Raw genomic sequence first — 21,663 nt, forward strand, 5'->3', positions numbered from 1 at the left:
TGCCCGGGCTGCCGGGAGCCAGATGACCTCGCTCGAGAAGATCCGCAACATCGCCATCATCGCCCACGTCGACCATGGCAAGACCACCCTCGTAGACGCCCTGTTCAAGGGCGCCCACATGTTCCGGGACAACCAGCGGGTCCAGGAACGGGCCATGGACAGCAACGACCAGGAGCGCGAGCGCGGCATCACCATCCTGGCCAAGACGACCTCCCTGCACTGGGGCGGCTACCGCTTCAACATCGTGGACACGCCCGGCCACGCCGACTTCGGCGGCGAGGTGGAGCGCGTGCTCTCCATGGTGGATTCGGTCCTGCTGGTGGTGGACGCCTTCGACGGCCCCATGCCCCAGACCAAGTTCGTGACCCGCAAGGCCCTGGCGCTCGGTTTGCGCCCGATTGTCGTCATCAACAAGGTGGACCGCCCCGGCGCCCGCCCGCTCTGGTCCCAGGACCAGGTCTTCGACCTGCTCATCGAGCTGGGCGCCACGGAGGAGCAGCTGGACTTCCCCTGCGTCTTCGCCAGCGCCAAGCAGGGCTACGCCATGCTGGACATGAACGATGCCAGCGAGAACCTGGACCCGCTCTTCGACACCATCGTCAAGCACTGCCCCCATCCCAAGGGCAGCCCTGACGCCCCCCTCCAGATGCTCGTCACCCTCATGGACTGGAGCGACTTCGTCGGCCAGATCGGCATCGGCCGCATCGTGAACGGCCGCATCAAGGTGGGCGAGACCGTGGGGGTGGTGAAGCGCGACGGCAGCGTCCAGCAGCACAAGGTCACCCAGCTCTACGGCTTCGAGGGCCTGTCCCGAATCCAGCAGACGGAGGCCAGCGCCGGCGAGATCGTGGCCCTGGCGGGCATCCCCGACATCCGCGTGGGCGAGACCATCGCCGACGCCGCGAGCCCCGTGGCCCTGGCTTATGTGGACATCGACGAGCCCACCATCTCCATGATGTTCATGGTGAACGCCGGGCCCTTCGCGGGCCAGGACGGCAAGCACGTGCAGAGCCGCCGAATCCGCGAGCGCCTCCAGAAGGAGCTGCAGCACAATGTCGCCCTCAGGGTGGAGGACACTGACAGCCCCGATTCCTTCAAGGTGAGCGGCCGCGGCGAGCTGCACCTCTCCGTGCTCATCGAGACCATGCGCCGCGAGGGCTTCGAGCTCTGCGTGAGCCGCCCCGAGGTGATCCTCCACACGGATCCCGTGACTGGCGAGAAGCTGGAACCCTACGAAGACGTGACCATCGACATCCCCGAGGCCTTCATGGGCGTGGTGATGGAGCACATGGGCAACCGCAAGGCCGAGATGCAGGACATGGGCAACGAGGGCGGGCGCCTGCGGCTCCACTTCAAGATCCCCTCCAGGGGCCTCATCGGCTTCCGCAGCGAGTTCATGACCGACACCCGCGGCGAAGGCATCCTCCACAGCCTCTTCAGCCACTACGGCCCCTACAAGGGCGAGCTGCCGGGCCGCAAGAACGGCGTGCTCATCAGCATGGAGGCCTGCGAGGCCGTGGGTTTCGCGCTCATGAACCTGGAGGAGCGCGGCGTCATCTTCATCCACCCGAACACCCGCTGCTACGAGGGCATGATCGTGGGCGAGCACGCCCGCGAGAACGACCTGGTGGTGAACGTGGCCAAGGGCAAGAAGCTGTCCAACATGCGCGCCAGCGGCAGCGACGAGGCCACCCGCCTCACCCCGCCCCGGGAGCACACCCTGGAGCAGGCCCTGGAGTACATCGAGGCCGACGAGCTGGTGGAAGTCACCCCCAACTTCATCCGCATGCGCAAGCGCGTGCTGGACACCAACGAACGAAAGAAGTCGGAAAAGCGCACCGAGGCCTGAGGCCAGGCAGTCTGAAGCGCCCCGGGGCTTGAGTCCCGGGGCGCTTCGCGTATATGCTCCAGGGCTCATCCCTTTTTTCCTGGAGCGCGGTTGAGGGGCAAACCCCTTTAGGCGCGTTCTGGCCCGGAGGTTCCCCATGCGCCTCGTTGCCGCCTTCCTCGGTCTGGCCCTCTCCACCCTTGGGTTTACCCAGGGGCTGCCCATGCCCATCCTGGCCAAGGCCGATCCCCAGATGGTCTACCCCCAGTCCGCCGGCTGGCTGGATGCCTACGGCCGCGTGGTGATCACCCTCACGGGCGCCAACCTCGCGCCGCCGGACGGCGACCTCGGGCATCCCGCCGGGCCCGAGGGCGGCTACCAGCACATCTTCGTGCGGGGCGTCTCGCCCGGCGGCGACCGGGCCACGGCCTGGGTGCCCGCGGTCTGGGACAACGGCGCCCGGGTGCTGGGCGCCTGCGCGAGCACGGTCATCCTGCTGGCGGTGGATCCGGCGCGCTTCCTCAGCGAGCCGGGTAGCCACCTCCAGGTGAAGCTCTGGGTGTCGGCCGGCGCGGACGGGGCGAGCGACCCCAGCGGGTCCCACCAGTTGAGCAGCCCCTGGTCCGCCATCAAGACCATCGACGTGGCCCCCGCCGGCGCCGTGAAGCCGGTGACGACGCCCCCGCCCAGCGCGCCGGCGTCGCTCACGCGCATCGTCCCCTCCGACATCCAGATCGGGGCGCCCCAGCCCTCTTTCCGACTGAAGATCTACGGCACCCACTTGAGCCCCAACGCGCTGAAGGTGGTCTTCAACGGCGATCGGGGCGGCGCGGTGCCCGCGGAGGACCGCGTCCACTACTACGACGATGACGGCAGCTTCACGAAGGGGGGCGAGGGCCTCATCCACGTGACCATCCCGGAGCGCTACCGCCTGGCCAGGCCCGGGCAGCTCCGGATCGCCGTGATGGACGACAGCGGCGCCACCCCGGAGAGGGTGGTCACCTTCAGCCTCCCGGTCCGAACCTCGGCCCGGCCCGCGGTCCCCGCCCTCTCCCAGACGGGCGCGGCGATCGCCGCCCGGACGGCCGCTCCTGGATCCCAGGCCGGGACCGCGAATCCGGGTGCCGCGATCCCAGGGATCATCGGCCCTGGGCCGCAGATCACGCGCCTGAATCCGATGGAGCTGAAGGTGGGCGACCGGGCCGCGGCCTTCCGCATCCGGATCTACGCCAGGCACCTGGGGCCGGAGGTGCCGAAGGTGGTGTTCAACGGGGAGGAGGCCCTGGCCATCCCCGCCGAGGATGCGGGCCGGACGGCGGACGACGATGGCGCCAGCCTCCAGGTGGGCGAGAAGGTGCTGCACGTCACGATTCCGGACCGCTACCGCCGCGCCACGCCCGGCCTCCTGTCCGTGAGCCTGCTGGCGGGGAAGGCGAAGAGCGCCCCGGCCCAGATCCTGTTCAAGGGGCCGGAGCCGGTCCAGGCGGTGCGTCCCCTCGCCCCGGCGGCGCGTCCCGCGCCGGCCCCCGCGCCGCCTCCCCTGGCGGCGCCCACCATCCGCCGGTGACCCCTCGCCGGCCGGGATGGCATCCTGAAGCATGGCGCCGGACCGTCCCTACACCGCTCCGCCCCGGTCCACCTTCCTGCAGAAGCTGGGACCGGGGGGATTGGCGTCCTTCCTCCTGGCTTCGGGCTCAGCCGTGCTGCTGCTGGGCTTGCCGGTCTGGTGGCGGATGCGGTGGGTGCTCCGGGGGGCGGGCGGCGACCCCGTGGAGCCCTCGGACCTCATCCTGGTGCTGGGCCGCCGGCTGGAGCGGGACCGCCCCACGAAGACCTTTGAGGCTCGCCTGGCCCACGCCGCGGACCTCTGGCGGCAGGGCCTCGCCCCGCGGATCCTCGTGGCGGGCGGGCTGACGGGGCGCGCGCGGATCAGCGAGGCCGAGGCGGGCTGCGCGTGGCTGCGCAGCCAGGGAATCCCGGAGGAGGCGCTCCGGACCGAGGACCAGAGCCAGCACACCCTCGAGAACCTGTTCCACGTGCGGGGGACCCTGCGTGCCGAGGGTTGGCGGACCCTCATCCTGGTCTCCGACCACCTGCACCTGGCCAGGGCGGGGACGCTGGCGCGGGGCCTGGGCCTGGCGGTGCGCTGCAGCCCCGCGCCCAGCTGCCCCCCGACGCCGGGAAGCCTGGCCTGGTGGCGGAGGGCCGCCCTCGAAGCCTTCTTCCTGCACTGGTACCACACCGGCCTGGCCTACAGCCGCCTGATCCGCAGCGAACGACAGCTCAACCGGGTAACGTGATTATGGATGATCGACATGAATCGCGTGTAGATGCTTACAAGGTATCTTAAAAAAAAGATCTATTCATGAGCATTTGGGCGTAGCCTCATGGGCCTCACTCAAGGAGGAGTCCATGGACACCCGGATCCTGCTCTGCCTTTCCCTCGGCGCCACGCTCGTGGGTGGCGAACCGCCGGTCCCGAGCTGGCCCAAGGTCCTGCGCATCGGCGTGGAGGACGTGAAGCCCGGCAAGGAGGCCGCCCACCAGAAGAACGAGTTCGCCTGGTCCAAGGTCCTCGCCCAGGCGAAGAGCCCCTACCACTTCCTGGGCCTGGTGCCGGTGGTCGGCGCGAACCAGGCCACGTGGGTGTGGTTCTATGATTCCCTGGCGGGCATGGAGGCGCAGCAGGCCTACATGGAGAAGCACCCGGCCCTCAAGGCCCAGGTCGAGGCGTTGGCCGTCAAGGATGCCGAGTACATCACGACCTACAGCAGCGCGGCCTACATGCTGCGCGGGGACCTCAGCCGGGAGATCGGGAACATGGCGCCCCGCTACTACTGGACCTCCACGATCCAGGTGAAGCCGGGCCTCGACGCCGAGTTCGCGGCTGGCGCGAAGAAATACGCCGAGCTCTGCGAGAAGGCGGGCCTGAAGCCCCGGTGGGCCGTGTACCAGGCCGTGGCCGGGGCCGCCAATCCCACGTTCCTCTGGGTGGTGCCGCTGCACAGCCTGGCCGATGCGGATGCGACCATGGCCGATGACGAGAAGATGGCCAAATCTGCTGGTCCCGAGGAACTCAAAGGCCTTTCGAAGCTCGTCGCCGACTGCTTCCTGCGGGAGGACGCCCAGCTGCTGGCCGTGGATCCGAAGATGAGCTATCCGGATGCCGGGGACATTGCCGCGGACCCCGAGTTCTGGAAAGCCTGGACGGCCAAGCCCGCTCCGAAGGCGGCGGCTGCAAAGTAGGCCTCGGAAACAGGACCGGAGGGGCGTTGTGGATGCGGCGCCCTCCGCCAGCCCTGCCAGAATGAAACCATGGCCGGCCACCTCATTCTCGTCCCCACGCCCATCGGCAACCTCGGCGACCTCACGGACCGCGCGAAGGAAGCCCTGGCGGAGGCCGACCTGGTGGCCTGCGAGGACACCCGCCGCACCGGCGGCCTGCTGAAGCATCTGGGGATCGAGAAACCCCTGCTGCGCTTCGACGACCACGCCGGCGCCGCGGCCTACGAGCGCATCGGCCTGGAGCTGGCCTCGGGCCGAACCGTGGCCTACTGCAGCGACGCAGGCATGCCCGGCATCAATGATCCCGGCTTCGAGATCGCCCGGGCGGCCCGGGCCGCGGGAGCCAAGGTCACGGTGCTGCCCGGCGCCTCGGCCGTGCTGCTGGCGGTGGTGGCCTCGGGCCTGCCCAGCCACGCCTTCAGCTTCTGGGGCTACCTGCCCAACCGCAGCGAGCCGCGCCGCGCCCTTCTGCGGAAGTTGGGTGCCGAGGAGGAGACGGTGGTGGTCTTCGAGACGCCCCACCGCATCCACGAGACCCTCTCCGACTTGGCGGAGCTGCTGCCGGACCGCGAGATGGCCCTGGGCCGCGAGCTGACCAAGCTGCACGAGACCTGGTACCGCGGCACGCCGGACCAGGTGAAGGCCCAGCTGGGCCGCGAGGACCGCGGCGAGATGGTGCTGGTGCTGGCGGGTGCCGGGGCCAAGCGGGTCGTCAACGACGAGCAGGCGGCGTTCGACGGCACCCTGCCGGATTGGGCCAAGGCCTACCTCGCCGCCGCCCGCGAAGGCGGCATGACCCTCCGCGAAGCGGTGAAGCCCCTGGCCAAGCACCTGGGCGTGTCCGCCTCCGAGCTCTACCGCCTGGCGGCCGAGCTCTAGGGGGGCGCGGCGAAGCATCGCCCCAAAGGTAGCGAGCCTGCAGAGCGGGGCCCCACAAGGAGCGAATCCTGCTGAACTCGCGCGCTGGACTAATCGGGTTCTGAGCCGATGCCGTGGGTCGCGACCATGTGGGTCGCAGAGCAGGCTCCGGGGGAGCCTGCGGAGCGGGGCCCCACAAGGAGCGAATCCTGCTGAACTCGCGCGCTGGACTAATCGGGTTCTGAGCCGATGCCGTGGGTAATGCTCTGATGCCCGAACACTTCCCAGGCCAGCTGCCGGAACCGCTCCGTATGGCCCCAGTCCCTCTCCCGGTCCATCCAGAGCTTGAAATGGATCAGCTCGTGCTCGAGGATGCGCCGCTGGATGTCGTCGGGCGTGTGGCAGTTCATCCCGCACACCGGCTGGGGCCAGGGCCAGTCCCGGCGGCGCAGCAGGGGGATGCTGAGGCGGATCTCCGGATGCCACTTGCCGCGAGAGTCCTTCTCGATCACGAAGAGCCCCGCGCAGCGCGCCATGCGGGGCGACCAGATCACCGGGGGCGGGATGAGGTCCCAGCCCGCCTCGCGGAGAATGGCCTGGGCGCGGGCGCGGAGCGTGAGGTGCATGTCTCCATTGTGGGGCAGGTCCGGGTTTTCCGAAGGGCGTAGGCTTGGACGGCAGGAGGCGCCCATGATGAAGGCCCTTCCACTCTCAGACGTGTACACCCTTCTGGAGCCGGGGCCCGTCGTGCTGCTGGCCACCGCGAACCGAGGCCATGCCAACGTCATGGCCATGTCCTGGCACATGATGATGGAGTTCAATCCGCCCCTGGTGGGCTGCCTGGTGAGTGGCGCCAACCACAGCTTCGAGGCCCTGCGGAAGACGCGGCAGTGCGTGATCGCGATCCCCGCCGCCGGGCTGGTGAAGCAGGTGGTGAAGGTGGGTAATGCCTCGGGCCGCGACGTGGACAAGTTCGCGGCCTTCGGCCTCACGGCCCTGCCGGCGAAGAAGGTGGCCGCGCCGCTGGTGGCCGAGTGCTTCGCGAACCTGGAGTGCCGGGTGGCGGACACGCGCTTCGTGAACCGCTACAACCTCTTCGTGCTGGAGGTGGTGCAGGCCTGGATCGATCCCGCCCCGAAGAAGCCGAAGACCCTCCACCACCAGGGGCGCGGCGTCTTCGCGGTGGATGGCGAGACGATCCGGCTGACGTCCGGGAAGCCCTGAGAATCCGGTCGCTCAGCGCCCGTAGGTGCCCATCCAGGTGCCTTCGGCCAGGACCTTGCCCTTCGCCGCTGCGTCCACCTGGGCCCGGCTGGCGCCGGCAGGGAGGCCCAGCGGCGCCGAGAGGGCCAGGAGCCGGAAGAAGTAGCGGTGAGGCTTGCCGGGCGGGGGCGAGGGGCCGTTCCAGCCCAGGCGGCCCCAGCTGTTCTTTCCCTGGTGCGCGCCGCCCGGAAGGTCGGCCGCGCGGGGCTGGTCCTCCGCCAGGGACCGGGCCGTGCCGGGCAGGTCGTAGAGGACCCAGTGGACCCAGGTGCCCACGGGGGCATCCGGATCGTCCACGATCAGGGCGAAGGCGGCGGTGCCTGCGGGCGGCTCGCCCCACTGGAGGGCCGGCGAGCGATCTGCGCCATCGGCGGTGTGGGCGCGGGGGATCGTGCCCCCGTTCGGGAAGGCGGACATCCGGAGTTCCATGCGAGCCTCCTTCGCCGGCGAGACGGCCAGCAGGGCGGGGAGCAGCAGGATGGGGATCATGAGCGTCAGAAATCCTGGATGGCGAGGGGGATGCGCCGGCGGCCGAAGGACTGGGGATCGGCCTCGAAGTGGCCCGGGATCAGGGTGCCGCAGTCCGGGCAGCGACCGTCGGAGGATAGACGGTTCCGCTCGATGCGGTACCAGTCGCGGACGATGAGGGGGGCCTGGCAGCCGGAGCAGTGGGTCGTCCCCCCCGCGGCATCGTGCACGTTGCCGGTGTAGACGTACCGGAGGCCTGCGGCAAAGGCGATCTCCCGCGCCCGGGTGAGGGTGGATGCGGGCGTCCGGGGCAGGTCCGTCATCTTGTAGTCCGGGTGGAAGGCGGTGAAGTGCAGGGGGACATCGGGGCCCAGCTCCCGGGCGATCCAGGTGGACAGCGCCGCGAGCTCTTCGCTGGAGTCGTTCTGGCCGGGGATGAGCAGGGTGGTGATCTCCATCCAGACCCCCGTCTCGTGGTGGAGGTACAAGAGGGTGTCCAGTACCGGCTGGAGGTGGGCCACGGAGAGCCGGGCGTAGAAGCCCTCGGTGAAGGCCTTGAGGTCCACGTTGGCGGCATCCATCTTGGCGTAGAAGGCCCGCCGGGGCTCGGCATGCATGTAGCCCGCGGTGACCGCCACGGTGCGCAGGCCCCGCTCGTGGCAGGCGTCGGCCACGTCCATGGCGTACTCCGCGAAGATCACCGGGTCGTTGTAGGTGAAGGCCACGCTCCGGCAGTCCGAGGCCTCGGCGGCCCGGGCGATGGCCTCCGGCGAGGCGCGGTCCGTGAGGCGGTCCATGTCCCGGGCTTTGCTGATGTCCCAGTTCTGACAGAACTTGCACATGAGGTTGCAGCCCGCGGTGCCGAAGGACAGCACCCGCGAGCCCGGGAGGAAATGATTCAGAGGCTTCTTCTCGATGGGATCGACGCAGAAGCCCGACGACCGGCCGTAGGTGGTGAGGACCATGCCGCCACCCAGGTTCTGCCGGACGAAGCAGGCGCCACGCTGACCTTCGCCCAGCTTGCAGTCGCGAGGGCAGAGGTCGCACTGGAGCCGTCCATCGTCGAGGCGATGCCACCATCGAGCCGGGTGGGGGGCGGGGCGGGAGGTCGGATGGGAGGCGGGATCCATGGCGCTACCCCGGGCTGCCCACCTCGGCTTCCTCGTGGAAGCGCGTCACCGTGAACCGGGTGATCCGGATTCCGTCATCCCAGAAGGCCATGGGCAGGCCGGCCTTCCGCTTCAGGTGGGCCAGGAAGTCCTCGGGTTCAGGCAGCTGGTCCCAGACCTGAGGCAGGAAGGCGCCCCGCAATCCCTGCCATTCCAGCACCAGGCCATCCTCAACCGGCCGCAGCAGGGTCAGCAGATGAGCTTGGCTGTTGAAAGGAAGGGGCTCGAGGGCGGAGAGAAGGGATACCTCCACCTGGAGGTCGGTGAATTCGCTGCGGGCCAGGGGCGGGAAGCGGGGATCGTGGAAGGCCGCCTGCCGGGCATTCTCGACCACATCCTCGCCCAGGGGCCGCCGGGGCTCCAGGGTGCCCATGCAGCCCCGGAGCTGGCCCAGGCGGTGGAGGGTGACGAAGGTGGCGGCGGGCTCCTCGAGCCAGGAGGCGGTCGGAACCGGCGGGGCCGCCACGCCCAGCTTTTCCGCGATGGCGCCGCGGGCGATCCGCAGCAGGGTAGGACCCCAGTCAATGCTCGCGTGCGGATGGGTCATGGGCGCCCTCCTGGATGAACGCGAAGGCGGCATAGCCCACGACGTGGTCGCGGTCTCCGGCGGTGTCGCCGGAGTTGCGCAGGTCCATCAGATGAGGCGTCAACCGATGATGCCGGGCGGTCAGCAGCAGCCCGTTCACTGCCGTGGCGCCGCAGGCCTGGTCGTGGCTGGCCAGCAGGTTCAGGTCCGAAATGCTGGCGCAGGTGCGGCGATCCAGGGCCTGCGCCCGCTCGTAGGGCAGGTAGTGGGACAGGTCGGAGCTCACCACGATCAGGGTCTCCATCCCTCCCCAGACGGCCTCGATGGCCTCCGCCACGCGCTCCGCGGTGGCATGGCCCACGGCCAGGGGCACCAGCAGGAAGCTGCCCAGGGCCTGCTGGAGGAAGGGCAGCTGGACTTCGATGGAATGCTCCCTGGCGTGGGCTGCGGGGCTTGTGGTCACCCCGGCCAGAGGCTGGAGGACCTCCGCGGCCGAGATATCCACGGGAATCCTCCCGAGGGGGGTGTCGAAAGCGGAAACGCCGGGCAGGGCGAGACCCACCACGGGCACATGATGGGCCGGGCCCAGCAGGACCACCCGCCGAATGATGCCCCGCAGGCGGTTCAGGGACGCATAGGCGCTGGCGGCGATGGGCCCGGAGTAGACATAGCCCGCATGCGGGACGATCAGGGCCTTGGGGGGCCCCAGCCAGGGATTGGCCCCGGCGGCGTCCGCGAACATCGCCTGGATGGCCTGACTCAGCTCGCTGCTCTCCCGCGGGTAGAAAATTCCGGCCACCGCGGCCGCACGGACATCCATCGTCGTGTCCATGCCGCAAAAATAACCCCTGGACCGGACCGGGCCAGGGGTTGCGGAGAGAAAGGGTGGAGACCAGGGTCGGCGCGGCGGGGAGCCCCCTCAGGGCGCGAGGAAGGTCGTGGCGACGCCGGCGGGGGTCACGGTCCTCAGCAGGTGGTTGGCCGTATCGGCCACCGCCAGGTTGCCCGCGGGGGTGACGGCGATGCCACAGGGCCGGAAGAAGAGGGCCGCGGTGCCGGTGCCGTCCGCGTTGCCGGCCGAGCCGCCCGTCCCGGCGGGGGTGCTGACCGTGCCATCGGTTCCGATGCGCCGGACGGCGTGGTTCTGGGTGTCGGCGACCCACAGGATCCCGGCGGCATCCAGCGCGATCCCCACGGGGGAATTGAACTTGGCGGCGGAGAGGCCGTTGCCGTCGGCGAAGCCGTAGGTGCTGGTCTGCCCGGCCAGCCGGGTCACGATGGCGCCCGGCGCGATGGCGCGGATGCAGGAATTGCCATAGTCCGCCACGTACAAGGTCCCGTTCGGTGCCAGGGCGATCCCGTTGGGCTGGTTGAACTGGGCGGCCACAGCGGTCCCATCCACGAGTCCCGGCGCGCCGGCCTTGCCCGCGTAGGTGGAGACCGTTCCGTCCACGGCCAGGTAGCGGATGGTGTGGTTCTGGGTATCCGCGATGTAGGTTCCGCCGGTGGCGTCCACGGCCAGGCCGACGGGGGCATTGAAGCGGGCCTGGGCAGCCGGGCCATCCGTGGTCCCGGGTTGTCCCGCGGCGCCGGCCAGGGTGGTCACGGTGCCATCGGGCGCGATCCGCCGGAGGGTGTGGTTGCCCGTGTCCGCCACCAGCAGGTTTCCGGCGGGATCGACGGCGAGGCCGCCCGGATGGCTGAACCGCGCGTCCGCGCCCAGGCCGTCGGCGGAACCGGCCAGTCCAGAGCTGCCCGCCAGGAGGGTCTTGTGGTTCGTGGCGTCCACCTTCCAGATGGTGTGGTCGTCCATGTCGGACACGAAGAGGTTGCCCGAGGCGTCGTAGGCCAGGCCCACCGGCGCAGGGAACATCACGGCGGCGGTCACGGTCAGCGTGGCGATGCCGCTGGTGACGGTGCCGTTGGGATTGGTGATGGTCACGGTGTAGTCGCCCGCATCCTCGACCCTGGGCTGGAAGAGGGTGAAGCTGGAGCTGATGGCCCCCAGGATGTTCTGGCCATCCTTGGCCCACTGGTAGGCCAGCGTGGCGGCTCCGGTGGCGGTGACCGAGAAGGTGACCGGGCGGCCGGTGACGGTGCTGGCGCTCGCCGGGGCGGTGGTGATGGCCGGCGGGGTGCCCGGGGCGGAGGCATCGGCGGACTTGTGGCCGGAACATGCCGTCCCCAGTGCCAGGCCCATCGCCAGGAGGAGGACCGTCGATAGGGACAGGAGCCGGGACCGCATCGAACCGGCGGCCCCGACCAGGCTAGGACATCCCTGGATCATCGAATCTCTCCGAAAAACTAGACCCCGTGGGCCGAAGCGTGATGGAAGGGTGGACCGGGTCTCGCCGAAAGGGAGGATCCCATGAATGGTGGCCGCTCGACCGGTAAGGTTCCACGGAGGGCCTCAGAACTCGAAGGTCGGGCCGCTGAGGGTCTGGGCGTCGAGGATCTGGCCCTGGGCGTCGAGGGTGACGAGGCCCTGGGCCTGGCGGGGCGTCATCTGGCTGATCTGCTGGAGGGCCTGGCCCCGCAGTTCGGGAGTTCCGCCTTCGGCGCTCTCGAAGAAGACGGCCCCCACGCGGTAGGTCTGCTTCGCGTCCTGCATCAGGTGCAGCTCGCGAAGCTGGCGCTCGTCCACCGGGCTGGGGGCGTCCGTCATGAGGCAGCGGGCCTGGGCCGTCTTGGGGAAGGCGATGACCTCACGGATGTTGTCCACGCCCGCCAGCAGCATGACGAGCCGGTCCAGGCCCAGGGCCAGGCCGCCGTGGGGCGGGGCGCCGTAGCTGAGGGCGTCCAGGAGGAAGCCGAACTTCGCGCGGGCTTCCTCGGGGCCGATGCCGATGGCCCGGAACATCCGGCTCTGCGTCTCGGCATCGTGGATGCGGATGCTGCCGCCGCCCACCTCGAACCCGTTGAGCACCAGGTCGTAGGCCACGGCGCGGCAGCGGGCGGGATCCGTCTCCAGCAGGTCCAGGTCCTCCGGATGCGGGCTGGTGAAGGGATGGTGGCAGGCCACGAACCGGCCCTCCCCGTCATCCTCACCGCTCCACTCCAGCAGGGGGAAGTCCACGACCCAGAGGAAGTCGAACCGGGACTCGTCCAGCATCCCGAACTGGCGGGCGAGGCGAAGACGCAGCTCGCCCAGCACGCGGCTGGTCTGGGCGTCGGGGCCCACGGCGAAGATGGCCAGGCCATCCCCGGTCGCGCCCCCCGCTGCGCCGAGGCGCTGCCGGAGGGCGGCTTCATCCGCGGGTTCGAGGAACTTCTTGAAGCTGCTGGAGAGCCCGTCCTTGCCCCACTTGGCGTAGGGCAGGCCGCCGGCGCCCAGCTGCTTGGCCGTTTCGCCCAGCTCGTCCAGCTGCTTGCGGCTGAGGGAGCCCGCGGCCTCCCCGGGGAAGAAGAGGGCCCGCACCCGGCGGTGGCCCTGGCTCTCCGAGGCGGCGCGGAAGAGGTTGAAGCCGCTTTGGGCGAAGAGGCCGGTGACGTCCTGGATCTTGATGGCACAGCGGAGGTCAGGCTTGTCGGACCCGTACCACTCCATGGCGTCCCGGTAGGGGAGGCGGGGGAACGGCGCGGTCACATCCTTGCCGATCATCTTCGCCAGCTTCACCATCAGGGGCTCGATGACGCCCTGGACGTCCTCCTGGCGCACGAAGCTCATCTCGATGTCGATCTGGGTGAATTCGGGCTGGCGGTCGGCGCGCAGGTCTTCGTCGCGGAAGCAGCGGCAGATCTGCACGTAGCGCTCAAAGCCGCTCACCTGCAGCAGCTGCTTGAACAGCTGGGGGCTCTGGGGCAGGGCGAAGAACTCCCCGGCGTGGACGCGGCTGGGCACCAGGTAATCCCGGGCGCCCTCGGGCGTGGACTTGGTGAGGATGGGCGTCTCGACCTCGATGAAGTCCAGCTCCCGGAAGTGGTTCCGGGTGAGGTTCGCCACCTCGCTGCGGAGCACCAGGTTGCGCTGGAGCTGCTCCCGGCGCAGGTCCAGGAAGCGGTAGGTGAGGCGCAGGTCCTCGCCCACGCCCTCGTCCTCCAGGGGGAAGGGCAGGGGGGCGGCGGTGTTGAGGATCCGCAGGCCCGTCAGGCGGATCTCGATGTCGCCGGTGGGCAAATTGGGGTTCTTGCTCTCCCGCTCAGCCACCACGCCTTCGACCGCCAGTACGAACTCGCTGCGCACAGCCTTGAGCCGGGCCAGCAGCTCCGGATCGGCGGTCTCCTCGTTGGCCACCAGCTGCACCAGCCCCCAGCGGTCGCGGAGGTCCAGGAACACCAGGGAGCCCAGGTTGCGCACGCGCCGGCACCAGCCGAGCAGGCGCACGGTCTGGCCCGCATGGTCGAGGCGGAGGTCGCCGTTGCGGTGGGTGCGTTGGAAGTCGCCGAGCCGATCGAGTTTCATAGCCTTCCAGGATCGCATCCTGGGCCGGGTCGCTCAAGGCGGGGCGGAAAAGAAGGGGAATTAAGCGGAGGATGGCGGAGGGGCGGAGGAGAGCGGAGGGTGGCCGGGGGTTGGTGATCGTGAGGCTGGGCCAGAGCGTTCTTTTCGCCGCTGATTTCGCAGATTGCGGCGATAGGGCCAGGGCACCCCCACGGAGCCCATGCTGAGCCGGGGCAGGTACGGTCTTTTCTCCGCTCTCCTCCGCCCCTCAGCCTTCCTCCGCTTATTCGATTCCTTTTCCTTTTCAGTTCCCCCCAGGCGCCACAGCGACCTTGGCTCGGTTGGCGGCGCGGTAGCGGGCCCACCGCAGCCGGGCGCGGTCCATGTAGAGGTAGATGACGGGGGTTGTGTAGAGGGTCAGGAGCTGGCTGAAGAGGAGGCCGCCCACGATGGCGATGCCCAGGGGGCGGCGCAGCTCGGAGCCGGTGCCCATGCCGATGGCCAGGGGCAGGCCGCCCAGCAGGGCCGCCATGGTGGTCATGGTGATGGGCCGGAACCGCAGCAGGCAGGCCTGGAAGATGGACTCCTCCGGGGTCTTGCCCTCCCGGCGCTCCACCTCGATGGCGAAGTCGATCATGAGGATGGCGTTCTTCTTCACGATGCCGATGAGCAGGATGATGCCGATGAAGGCGATGACGCTCAGCTCCGTGCGGAAGGCCAGCAGAGCCAGCAGGGCCCCCACCCCCGCGGAAGGCAGGGTGGAGAGAATGGTCAGAGGGTGGATGAGGCTTTCGTACAGGACGCCCAGCACGATGTAGACCACCAGCAGCGCCGCTGCCAGGAGCAGCGGCTGGTTCGCCAGGGAGGCCTTGAAGGCCTGGGCCGTGCCCATGAAGCTGCCGCGGATGGTGCCCGGGAGGCGGATCTCCTGCTGGGCCGCGTCGATGGCCGCCACCGCGTCGCCCAGGGCCACGCCGGGCGGCAGGTTGAAGGAGAGGGTCACCGAGGGCTGCTGGCCCTGGTGGTTCACGGAGAGGGCCGTGTTTCGCCGCTCCAGGCGGGTGAAGGCGCTGAGGGGCACCAGGTTCCCCGAGCTGGCGCGCACGTAGGTGTGGCGCAGGCCGTCGGGGGTCTGCATGAAGGGCGTGTCCACCTCCATGACCACGTGGTACTGGTTCAGGGTGGTGTAGATGGTGGAGACGAAGCGCTGGCCGAAGGCGTCGTAGAGGGTGCTGTCGATGGCCTGGGGCGTGATGCCCAGGCGGGAGGCGGTGGGACGGTCGATGACCAGCGACGCCTCCAGGCCCTTGTTCTGGAGGTCCGTGTTGACATCGGCCAGCTGGGGCACGGTGCGGAGCTTCTGGAGCACCCGTGGCGCCCAGTCGAACAGCTCCCGGGCGTCATCGCCCTGGAGGGTGTACTGGTACTGGGAGCTGGAAGGCCGGCCGCCGATGCGGATGTCCTGGACGGGCTGCATGTAGAGCGTGCCGCCGGGAAGGTGGGCGGTCTTCCCCCGCAGGCGGGCGATGACCTGGTCGGCGGTCTCCTTCCGCTGATCGTTGGGCTTCAGCGAGCAGAACATGCGGCCCGTGTTGCCCCCGCCGATGAAGGCCGTGACGTTCTCCACGGCGGGATCCGCCTGGACGATGGCCACGTAGCCCGTCATCAGCTTCTCCATGCCCGCAAAGGAAATGTCCTGGGCGGCCTGGATCGAGCCGGTGAGGCGGCCCGTGTCCTGCTGGGGGAAGAAGCCCTTGGGGATGACCACGTAGAGCCCCACGGTGGCCAGCATGGTGCCCAGGGCCAGACCCAGGGTGAAGCGCTGGTGCCGCAGCACCCAGGCCAGCGAGGTCTCGTAGTGGCGCATGACCCACTGGAAGGCCCGCTCCGTGGCCATGAACATGCGGCCGTGCCGCTCCTCGGCGTGAGGCCGCAGCAGGCGCGAGCACATCATGGGCGTGGTGGTGAGGGAGACCACCATGGACACCAGGATGGCCACGGAGAGGGTCACCGCGAACTCGCGGAACAGCCGACCCACGATGCCGCCCATGAGCAGGATGGGAATGAACACGGCGATGAGGGAGATGCTGATGGAGACCACCGTGAAGCCGATCTCCTTGGCTCCGTAGAGGGCCGCCTCCATGGGCTGCATGCCGTCCTCCAGGTGGCGCGTGATGTTCTCCACCACCACGATGGCGTCGTCCACCACGAAGCCCGTGGCCACGGTGAGCGCCATGAGCGACAGGTTGTCGATGGTGTAGCCCAGCATGTACATGGCGCCGAAGGTGCCGATGAGGGAGATGGGCACCGCCACGCTGGGGATGAGGGTGGACCGCACGCTGCGGAGGAAGACGAACACCACCAGGATCACCAGGCCGATGGAGATGCTCATGGCCAGCTGCACGTCCTTCACCGAGGCCCGGATGGTGCGGGTGGCGTCGATGAGCACCTTCAGCTCGATGGTGGGCGGCAGGGAGGCCTGGAGCTGGGGGAGGATGGCCCGCACGCGGTCCACGGTGTCGATGATGTTGGCGTCCGGCTGGCGGAAGATGGGGATGATGATGGCGGGGACGCCGTTGGAGAGGCCGCGGTTGCGGACGTTCTCCACGGAATCCGTGACCTGGGCCACGTCGGAGAGGCGGACGGCGCTGCCGTTCCGGTACCTCACGATGAGGGGCTGGTAGTCCGCGGCCTTCATCAGCTGGTCCGTGGTGGACAGGGACCAGGTGGTGCTGGGGCTGGCGATGTCCCCCTTGGGCCGGTTGATGTTGGCGGCCGCGATCGCCAGACGGACGTCCTCCAGGGCCATGCCCTGGGCGTTCAGCGCCGCGGGATTCACATCCACGCGCACCGCGGGCAGCGCGCCACCCCACACGAAGACCTGGCCCACGCCCTGGACCTGGGACAGCTTCTGCTGGAGGACCGAGGAGGCCACGTCGTACATGCGCTCCCGGGGGATCAGGTTCGACGTCAGCGCCAGCATGAGGATGGGCGAATCGGCCGGGTTCACCTTCCGGTACCAGGGATTGTTCGGCAGGTTCGAGGGCAGGTCGCCCCGCGCCGCGTTGATGGCCGCCTGCACGTCGCGTCCCGCCGCGTCGATGTTGCGGCTCAGGTCGAACTGGAGGGTGATGTTCGTGGACCCCAGTGAGCTGGCGGAAGTCATCTCCGTGATGCCCGCGATGCGGCCGAACTGGCGCTCCAGGGGCGTCGCCACGGAGGAGGCCATGGTCTCGGGGCTCGCCCCGGGCAGGCCTGCCGAGACCTGGATGGTGGGGAACTCCACCTGGGGCAGGGGCGAGACCGGCAGGAACTGGTAGGCGATGGCGCCCAACAGGGCGAGGGCCACCGTCAGCAGCGTGGTGGCGACGGGCCGGTGGATGAAGGGCGTGGAGATGCTCACAGGCGTGCGTGCAGGGGCTCCAGGCGTTCCGCCTGGAGCATGGTGCCGCTGGCGCGGCGCGGAGAGGTGGGGTGGGCGTGGCCGTTCATGACTCGGCCATTTCAGGCGAAGCCGGTTCTGCGCCTCGCCAGCGGCGCACCCTTCTGGCCAGCCGGTCGAAAGCTAGGTAGATGACGGGCGTCGTGTAGAGCGTCAGGATCTGGCTGAAGATGAGGCCGCCCACGATGGCGATGCCCAGGGGGCGGCGCAGCTCGGCGCCGACGCCGGTGCCCAGCGCCAGGGGCACGCCCCCGAGCAGGGCCGCCATGGTGGTCATGATGATGGGCCGGAAGCGCAGCAGAGAGGCCTGGTAGATGGCCTCCTCCGGCGGCAGGCCGTCCTTGCGCTCGGCTTCCAGCGCGAAGTCGATCATCATGATGGCGTTCTTCTCGACGATGCCGATGAGCAGGATGATGCCGATCAGGGCGATCACGCTGAAGTCGGTCCGGCAGATCATGAGCGAGAGCAGGGCGCCCACGCCGGCCGAGGGCAGGGTCGAGAGGATCGTGACGGGGTGGATGTAGCTCTCGTACAGCACGCCCAGCAGGATGTAGACCGTCAGGACCGCGGCGAGGATGAGGAAGGGCGTGTTCGTGAGGGAAGCGCCGAAGGCCTGGGCCGTGCCCTGGAAGCCCGCCTTGATGCTGGCGGGCATGTCGAGCTCGCTCCGGGCGCGCTGGATGGCTTTCACCGCGTCGCCGAGAGAGGCGCCGGGGCCCAGGTTGAAGGAGACGGTGGCGGTCGGGAACTGTCCCTGGTGGTTCACGGCCAGGGGCGCGGTGACGGTCTCGATGCGGGTGAAGGCGCTGAGGGGCACGGATCCGCCGGAGGCCGACCGGACATAGATGTTCTGCAGATCCTCGGGCCTCTGGTACTGGCCCGGTCGGGCCTCCAGCACCACGCGGTACTGGTTCAGCTGGGTGAACATGGTGGAGACCTGCCTCTGGCCGAAGGCGTCATAGAGCGCGTCGTCGAGCATCTGGGGCGTGATGCCCAGGCGGGAGGCCGTGGCTCGATCCAGGACGATGCGCACCTGGAGGCCGGCGTTCTGCTGATCGCTGGCGACATCCCTGAGCTCCGGCAGCGACGAGATGCGCTCGACGAAGCGGGGGACCCACAGGCCCAGCTCCTTTGGATCCGCATCCTCGAGGGTGTACTGGTACTGGGTGCGGCTGACCCGGTCCTCCACGGTGAGGTCCTGGATGGGCTGGAGGTACAGGCGGATGCCCTGGATCTTCGCCAACTCGGGCTGGAGGCGGTGGATGACGTCCATGGCGCTGAGGCCGCGCTCCTCGAGGGGCTTGAGGTTGATCTGGATGCGCCCGCTGTTGAGGGTGGTGTTCGTGCCGTCGATGCCGATGAAGGAGGACAGGCTCTCCACGGCCGAATCCTTGAGGATCTCCGCGGCGAGGGCCTGCTGCCGCTCGGCCATGGCGGAGAACGACACGGTCTGCGAAGCCTCGGAGATGCCCAGGAGCACGCCGGTGTCCTGCACCGGGAAGAAGCCCTTGGGGATGGCGAGGTAGAGCAGCACCGTGGACGCCAGGGTGGCCATGGCCACCACCAAGGTGCCGGTCTGGTGCTTGAGCACCCAGGAGAGGGTGCGGCCGTAGAAGGCGATGATCCGCTGGAAGACCCGCTCCGAGGACTGGTAGAAGCGGCCCTGTTCCGAGGGAGGCGTGTGCTTCAGCAGCTTGGCGCACATCATGGGCGTGAGGGTGAGCGACACCACTGCGGACACCAGGATGGTGACGCTCAGGGTGACGGCGAACTCGCGGAAGAGGCGGCCTACGATGTCGCCCATGAAGAGCAGGGGGATCAGCACGGCGATGAGCGAGACGGTCAGGGACAGGATGGTGAAGCCGATCTGGCCCGAGCCCTTCAGCGCCGCCTGGAGGGGCGGCTCGCCCTCCTCGATGTAGCGCATGATGTTCTCGATCATCACGATGGCATCGTCCACCACGAAGCCGGTGGAGATCGTGAGGGCCATGAGCGTGAGGTTGTTCAGGCTGTAGCCGAGCAGGTACATCACCCCGAAGGTGCCCACCAGCGAGAGCGGCACGGCCACGCTGGGGATGACCGTCGCGGCCAGGGTGCGCAGGAACAGGAAGATCACCATGACCACCAGGGCGATGGTGAGCATCAGCTCGAACTCCACGTCCGCCACCGAGGCGCGGATGGTGACCGTGCGGTCCGTGAGGATGTTGAGCTCCACGGCGGCGGGCATGGAGGCCCGGAGCTGGGGCATCAGGTTCTTCACCCGGTCTACCACGGCGATGATGTTGGCGCCGGGCTGCCGCTGGATGTTGAGGATGACGGCGGGCGTGCGGTTCATCCAGGCGGCGAGCCGCGCGTTCTCGACGTCGTCGGCGACGGTGGCCACCTCGGACAGGGTCACCGGCGCGCCGTTCTTGTAGGCGATGATGAGGGGCCGGTAGTCCTCGCTGGAGAGCAGCTGGTCGTTGGCGCCGATCGCGTAGGCCTGTCGCAGGCCGTCGAAGCTGCCCTTGGCCTGGTTCACGTTGCTCTGGGCCACGGCGGTGCGCACATCGCCCAGGGTGAGTCCCTTGGCCGCCAGGTCCGCGGGGTTGGCCTGGATGCGGACGGCGGGCTTCTGGCCGCCGCTGATGCTCACGAGGCCCACGCCGGGAAGCTGGGAGATCTTCTGGGCCAGCCGGGTGTCCGCGAAGTCCTCGACCTTCGACAGGGGCAGGGTCTTCGAGGTGAGGGCCAGGGTGAGGATGGGCGCGTCGGCCGGGTTGATCTTGCTGTAGATGGGCGGATTGGGAAGGTCGCGGGGGAGGTAGGTGCCCGCGGCGTTCACGGCCGCCTGCACCTGCTGCTCGGCCACGTCGATGTTCAGGTCCAGCACGAACTGGAGGGTGATGATCGAACTGCCGCCGGAGCTGGAGGAGGACATGCGGTTCAGGCCCGGGAGCTGGCCGAACTGGCGCTCCAGGGGGGCGGTGATGGCGGAGGCCATCACGTCCGGGCTGGCGCCGGGATAGAAGGTGACCACCTGGATGGTGGGGTAGTCCACCTGGGGCAGCGCCGAGACCGGGAGCTGGCGGAAGGCCAGCAGGCCCACCAGGAGCAGCCCGGCCATCAGCAGCGAGGTCGCGATCGGCCGGAGGATGAAGGGCCGGGATGGGTTCATCGGGTCAGCCCTTCGCGGCCGGGGGTTTCGGAAGGGCGACCTTGCTGCCCGGACGGAGCTTGTCGAGGCCGTCGGTGATGACGGTCTCGCCGCCCGCCACGCCCTGCTTGAGGGCGGTGTCGTCGCCATCGGTGGCGAGCACTTCGACCGGGCGCATGTCTGCGGTGCCGTCCGCCTTCACCACGTACACGAAGGCTCCCTGGGGGCTGCGCTGCACCGCGGCCGTGGGCACGATCACCACGCCGCGCAGGGTGTCGACCAGCAGCCGGGCGTTCACGAACTGGTTGGGGAAGAGGGTGCGGTCCTCGTTGGTGAAGAGGGCCTTGAGGCGCACGGTGCCCGTGGCGGAGTCCACCTGGTTGTCGATGGCCGCGAGGGAGCCGGTGGCGAGGCGGACCTTGAGGTCCCGGTCCCAGGCTTCGACGGGCAGCTTCGCGCCCTTGGTGGTCTGCCGCAGCACATTCTGGATGTTGTCGGCGGGCACCGCGAACACGACGTTGATGGGCTGGATCGGCGCGATGACCGCCAGGCCGTTGGCGTCGCTGGCCCGCACCATGTTGCCGGCGTCCACCTGGCGCAGGCCCACCCGACCCGAGATCGGCGCGGTGATGCGGCTGTAGGTGAGGTTCAGCTTGGCGCTTTCCACCTGGGCCTGGTCAGCCTTGAGGGTGGCTTCGTACTGGGCCACGGAGGAACTCTGGGTGTCCAGCTGCTGCCGGGAGATGATGCCCTGCTGGACCAGTCCCTGGAGCCGATTCAGGTCCGCGAGCGCGTTCTGGTAGGCGGCCCGGTCCTTGGCCAGCTGGCCCTCGGCCTGCATGAGCTGCACCTGGAACGGCCGAGGGTCGATCTCCGCCAGCAGATCGCCCTGGCGCACCATCTGGCCCTCGGTGAAGGCCACGCGCACCAGCTGGCCATCCACGCGGCTCTTCACGGTGACGGTGTTCAGGGCGGTGACCGTGCCAAGGCCCGTGAGGCTCATGGGCATGTCGCCCTGCCGGGCGGTGGCCGCCACCACGGGAACGGGGCGTCCCCCCGCGGGGTTCTTGCCGGCGTCCTTCTTCGAGCCGCCACGGAAGAAGATCGCCCAGACGAGGATCGCGACCACTCCCAGGACAGCCCAGAGGCGCCAACCGCTCAGGAGGGCGGGGCGGGCGGCGCTGGATTCATACGACGGGATGGGATCGGTGGCGTCCATGCGGGAGTCGAAGCCTTTTCAAGGAGGGGGCGGAGGATGAGCTCAACTCCGGACCGGCGACAGGTCCAATGGTTGGACCATCCAGCCG

16 protein-coding genes are annotated in these 21,663 nt (G+C 69.2%); 6 read left to right on the forward strand and 10 right to left on the reverse strand.

From position 1 onward, the window contains the following. Nucleotides 1–22: 22 nt before the first annotated feature. The 5 genes from typA (at nt 23) to rsmI (ending at nt 5,992) form a co-directional block, all read left to right on the forward strand. Complete coding sequence (typA, locus tag MLJ35_RS01945) at nt 23–1,849, forward strand: translational GTPase TypA (protein ID WP_243382567.1); 1,827 nt, start codon at nt 23–25, stop codon at nt 1,847–1,849. A gap of 136 nt (nt 1,850–1,985) precedes the next feature. Then, nucleotides 1,986–3,395 (forward strand): hypothetical protein, encoded by a 1,410-nt coding sequence (locus MLJ35_RS01950; protein ID WP_243382569.1) that lies wholly within the window; start codon nt 1,986–1,988, stop codon nt 3,393–3,395. 31 nt (nt 3,396–3,426) lie between these two features. Next, on the forward strand, nt 3,427–4,128 hold the full coding sequence (locus tag MLJ35_RS01955; RefSeq protein ID WP_243382570.1) for a YdcF family protein: 702 nt from the start codon (nt 3,427–3,429) through the stop codon (nt 4,126–4,128). A gap of 112 nt (nt 4,129–4,240) precedes the next feature. Further along, nucleotides 4,241–5,074, forward strand: coding sequence for a hypothetical protein (locus MLJ35_RS01960; RefSeq protein WP_243382572.1), 834 nt, complete (start codon nt 4,241–4,243; stop codon nt 5,072–5,074). 69 nt (nt 5,075–5,143) lie between these two features. Beyond that, entirely contained in the window at nt 5,144–5,992 is an 849-nt protein-coding gene (rsmI, locus tag MLJ35_RS01965; protein WP_243382573.1) for a 16S rRNA (cytidine(1402)-2'-O)-methyltransferase, read from the forward strand. A 209-nt stretch (nt 5,993–6,201) separates the two neighbouring features. On the opposite strand, the gene MLJ35_RS01970 is transcribed toward rsmI, so the two are convergent. Further along, the gene (locus MLJ35_RS01970; RefSeq protein WP_243382575.1) at nt 6,202–6,597 is read right to left on the reverse strand and encodes a SprT-like domain-containing protein; all 396 of its coding nucleotides are present in this window, start codon (nt 6,595–6,597) and stop codon (nt 6,202–6,204) included. 67 nt (nt 6,598–6,664) lie between these two features. Between MLJ35_RS01970 and MLJ35_RS01975 the strand changes: the two genes are divergently transcribed. Beyond that, nucleotides 6,665–7,195 carry a flavin reductase family protein gene (locus tag MLJ35_RS01975; RefSeq protein ID WP_420843017.1) on the forward strand — a complete coding sequence of 177 codons (531 nt, stop codon included), beginning with the start codon at nt 6,665–6,667 and terminating at the stop codon, nt 7,193–7,195. A 12-nt stretch (nt 7,196–7,207) separates the two neighbouring features. Here the strand turns inward: MLJ35_RS01975 and MLJ35_RS01980 are convergent, their stop codons facing one another. From MLJ35_RS01980 to MLJ35_RS02020, 9 genes are all read right to left on the reverse strand, one after another. Then, nucleotides 7,208–7,723, reverse strand: a complete 516-nt coding sequence (locus MLJ35_RS01980) for a YbhB/YbcL family Raf kinase inhibitor-like protein (RefSeq protein WP_243382577.1) — start codon at nt 7,721–7,723, stop codon at nt 7,208–7,210. Nucleotides 7,724–7,728: 5 nt separating this feature from the next. Then, the gene (gene amrS / locus MLJ35_RS01985; protein WP_243382579.1) at nt 7,729–8,832 is read right to left on the reverse strand and encodes an AmmeMemoRadiSam system radical SAM enzyme; all 1,104 of its coding nucleotides are present in this window, start codon (nt 8,830–8,832) and stop codon (nt 7,729–7,731) included. A 4-nt stretch (nt 8,833–8,836) separates the two neighbouring features. Next, entirely contained in the window at nt 8,837–9,418 is a 582-nt protein-coding gene (gene amrA / locus MLJ35_RS01990; RefSeq protein WP_243382581.1) for an AmmeMemoRadiSam system protein A, read from the reverse strand. After that, a complete protein-coding gene (gene amrB / locus MLJ35_RS01995; RefSeq protein ID WP_243382583.1) occupies nt 9,393–10,217 on the reverse strand; it encodes an AmmeMemoRadiSam system protein B in 825 nt (274 codons plus the stop codon). Before amrB ends, amrA begins: the two co-directional genes overlap by 26 nt. 99 nt (nt 10,218–10,316) lie before the next feature. Next, nucleotides 10,317–11,642: an SMP-30/gluconolactonase/LRE family protein gene (locus MLJ35_RS02000; protein ID WP_243382584.1), complete on the reverse strand. Its 1,326-nt coding sequence runs from the start codon at nt 11,640–11,642 to the stop codon at nt 10,317–10,319. Between the two features lie 165 nt (nt 11,643–11,807). Further along, entirely contained in the window at nt 11,808–13,799 is a 1,992-nt protein-coding gene (aspS, locus tag MLJ35_RS02005) for an aspartate--tRNA ligase (protein WP_243382586.1), read from the reverse strand. Between the two features lie 283 nt (nt 13,800–14,082). Continuing rightward, nucleotides 14,083–17,181 (reverse strand): multidrug efflux RND transporter permease subunit, encoded by a 3,099-nt coding sequence (locus tag MLJ35_RS02010; protein WP_243382587.1) that lies wholly within the window; start codon nt 17,179–17,181, stop codon nt 14,083–14,085. Nucleotides 17,182–17,266: 85 nt separating this feature from the next. After that, nucleotides 17,267–20,377 carry an MdtB/MuxB family multidrug efflux RND transporter permease subunit gene (locus MLJ35_RS02015; RefSeq protein ID WP_243382589.1) on the reverse strand — a complete coding sequence of 1,037 codons (3,111 nt, stop codon included), beginning with the start codon at nt 20,375–20,377 and terminating at the stop codon, nt 17,267–17,269. Nucleotides 20,378–20,381: 4 nt separating this feature from the next. Further along, on the reverse strand, nt 20,382–21,575 hold the full coding sequence (locus tag MLJ35_RS02020) for an MdtA/MuxA family multidrug efflux RND transporter periplasmic adaptor subunit (RefSeq protein WP_243382590.1): 1,194 nt from the start codon (nt 21,573–21,575) through the stop codon (nt 20,382–20,384). Nucleotides 21,576–21,663 lie beyond the last annotated feature (88 nt).

Origin of the sequence: Geothrix alkalitolerans (genome assembly GCF_022808885.1) — a bacterium.
In the GTDB taxonomy this organism is placed as follows: Bacteria; Acidobacteriota; Holophagae; order Holophagales; family Holophagaceae; genus Geothrix; species Geothrix alkalitolerans.